Origin of the sequence: Flavobacterium sp., from assembly GCF_044371705.1 — a bacterium.
Lineage (GTDB): Bacteria > Bacteroidota > Bacteroidia > Flavobacteriales > Flavobacteriaceae > Flavobacterium.
Map to the genome: position 1 here is coordinate 1 of NZ_JBILTE010000277.1, position 2,546 is coordinate 2,546.

5 protein-coding genes are annotated in these 2,546 nt (G+C 36.5%); 3 read left to right on the forward strand and 2 right to left on the reverse strand.

From position 1 onward, the window contains the following. The coding region (locus tag ACIQ2S_RS12930; protein ID WP_396176658.1) for a UvrB/UvrC motif-containing protein at positions 1–85 on the forward strand (85 nt) is incomplete at its 5' end. A 3-nt stretch (positions 86–88) separates the two neighbouring features. After that, positions 89–535, forward strand: coding sequence for a PaaI family thioesterase (locus ACIQ2S_RS12935; protein WP_396176650.1), 447 nt, complete (start codon positions 89–91; stop codon positions 533–535). Between the two features lie 46 nt (positions 536–581). Here ACIQ2S_RS12935 and ACIQ2S_RS12940 read toward each other — a convergent pair whose 3' ends face one another. After that, positions 582–1,016, reverse strand: coding sequence for an Hsp20/alpha crystallin family protein (locus tag ACIQ2S_RS12940; protein ID WP_396176652.1), 435 nt, complete (start codon positions 1,014–1,016; stop codon positions 582–584). A 221-nt stretch (positions 1,017–1,237) separates the two neighbouring features. Continuing rightward, positions 1,238–1,639, reverse strand: coding sequence for a TerB family tellurite resistance protein (locus tag ACIQ2S_RS12945; RefSeq protein WP_396176654.1), 402 nt, complete (start codon positions 1,637–1,639; stop codon positions 1,238–1,240). 49 nt (positions 1,640–1,688) lie between these two features. Between ACIQ2S_RS12945 and ACIQ2S_RS12950 the strand changes: the two genes are divergently transcribed. Beyond that, entirely contained in the window at positions 1,689–2,486 is a 798-nt protein-coding gene (locus tag ACIQ2S_RS12950) for an alpha/beta hydrolase (RefSeq protein WP_396176656.1), read from the forward strand. Positions 2,487–2,546 lie beyond the last annotated feature (60 nt).

The window sequence follows — 2,546 nt, forward strand, 5'->3', positions numbered from 1 at the left end:
GATGGAAAAAGCAGCCAAAGAATTGAATTTTATGGAAGCTGCGAAGTTTCGAGATGAGATCAAAAGCTTGCAAGAAAAAATATAAACTATGACAACTGCAGAAGTCCATTATAAAAAGCTCGAAAACATGTATTATTCCGGTCCGATTAACCGAGAATTATACAAAGGTGTGCAACTAACTGTTAGCCATGAGCGAGCAGAAATTACCCAACCCATTGAATCAAAATTTTTTCATGCAGGTCAGTCGTTACACGGTTCGGTTTATTTTAAACTATTGGATGATGCTGCCTATTTTGCCGTGCAATCAATTATTACAGATGCATTTGTTTATACCACGACGTTTAACATTCAAATCCTTCGTTCTGTTAAGACCGGAAGTGTCAAGGCAATTGGAAAAGTAACATTTAAATCTAAAAACCTATATATTGCTGATGCTGTTTTATACGACCATAAAAATCGGGAAGTCGCCCGAGGGAGTGGCACTTTCATGAAAAGTCAGCTGCCTTTAGATGATAAACTAGGGTATCAACAATAAAAAAATGCACTCAATTGAGTGCATTTTCAGTACTAATTAACCTAATTTATCCAATTTCAATCATTCGTTTGGGTTTAGGTAAAGCTTCCTCCCGTTTTGGTAAAGTGATATGCAATACACCGTTTTCATAAGAAGCATTGATGTCGTACTCATTGACAATTTCAGGTAAGGTAAACGCACGTTTGAAAGAAGAATAGCTGAATTCTTTACGAGTGTATTTGCCGTCTTTGTCTTTTTCTTCGTTTTCAGTGCTTGCTTCAGAAGAAATGGTCAACACATTGTCGTCTAATTCAATGTTGAAATCTTCTTTTTTCTTTCCCGGAGCGGCCAATTCTACTACAAAATTAGTGTCCGTTTCTTTGATGTTCACCGCAGGAACATTCACATTAAAGCGTTCCATTCCACCCATCCAGTCGGGTTTCAAAAACTCATCAATTAGTGATGGAAACGCAATTCGATTGTTTGTTTTAACTAGTGTCATGATTTAAATAAATTTAAATTAAACATTATTTTCATTTATCTAAATGACAAAAAACAGACCAAACCAGCTTTTAAGTCAACTTGACATTTGGAGTAATAAAAAACAGTCATTTTTTCAGTTAATAGTACTGAGGGTTAACTATTTCACTGACTATTTTTCAGTTTTGAAGATTGTAATAAAAATAAAGTTTAACTTACCGCTAGCACAATTCAAAAAAAAAACTAATTATGCTGCTCCTTAAATATGCCCAACAATAAATCCGCTTCCACCATTCGCGTGGGCGACTTTTCCATTTCATTCAATACTCGCTTAATGGCAAACGGATTCAGTCCTAATTTTAGTCCCAATTGGTACATAAATTCGTGCTCCCGTTCGTGATGGTGATGGTCGCAATGCGATAACAACGCCAAACGGTAAAAATGCTCGATGCGTTGAAATTCTGATTTAAAAACCAATAATTCATTGGGTATTTTAAATAACTCATCAAAATCTTCGTCACGAACCTTTAGTTCATCGGCTACCATTTTGATGAATTCATATTCCCGATTGTGTAACTGACCATCTACTTTCGACAGTTCTATCATATCTCCCAGCAAACTGAGTTTTTCTTTGTAAGTAATCATTATTGGTTATTTTTGGCTAATTTAGTTTTTCCATTCAATTTTTCAAATTATGAAGGTGTTTTTCTCTATTCAGCTTATTTTCATTGCATTTTTATTAGTCAGTCAGAAAGCGGTCGCTCAAAATCGCTACACCACCTTTGAACTAGAAGCACCACAACTCAAAACCACTAAGAAAATTTGGGTGTATCTACCTTTGGATTACGACCAATCCAGCAAAAAATATCCGGTTATTTATATGCATGACGCTCAAAACTTATTTGATGCTAAAACATCCTATGCAGGTGAATGGAAAGTAGACGAAACCTTGGACAGTCTAAAAGCGAACGTCATTGTCATCGGAATTGAACATGGAAATGACAAACGTATGGAAGAACTGACTCCCTTTAAAAATGAAAAATACGGCGGTGGCAATGCCGATGCGTATTTGGATTTTATCGTATCAACTTTAAAACCGCATGTGGATGCAAATTACAGAACCAAAACTAAAGCTAAACATACCACAATTTTTGGCAGTTCGTTAGGTGGACTAGTTTCGTTTTACTCGGTATTAAAATACCCGGAAATCTTCGGAAATGCAGGCATCTTCTCCCCTTCTTTTTGGTTTACTGCCGACATTTACGAATACGCCAAAAATGCCGAAAAATCAAAAGCAAAACTATATTTTTTGTGTGGCGACAGTGAAAGTGCGGACATGGTGGCCGACATGCAACGAATGACCAAAATCATGTCTGAAAACCGTTGCGATTGCAAACACCTAACCAAAGAAGTCGTAGTGAAAGACGGCAAACACAATGAAAAAATGTGGAGTGAACAATTTGGAAAAGCAGTGTTGTGGATTTTGAAATGAAAAAGTTTCGAGTTGCGGGTTGCTGGTTGCGGGTTACGGGTTGCGGGTTTTAAATCAATA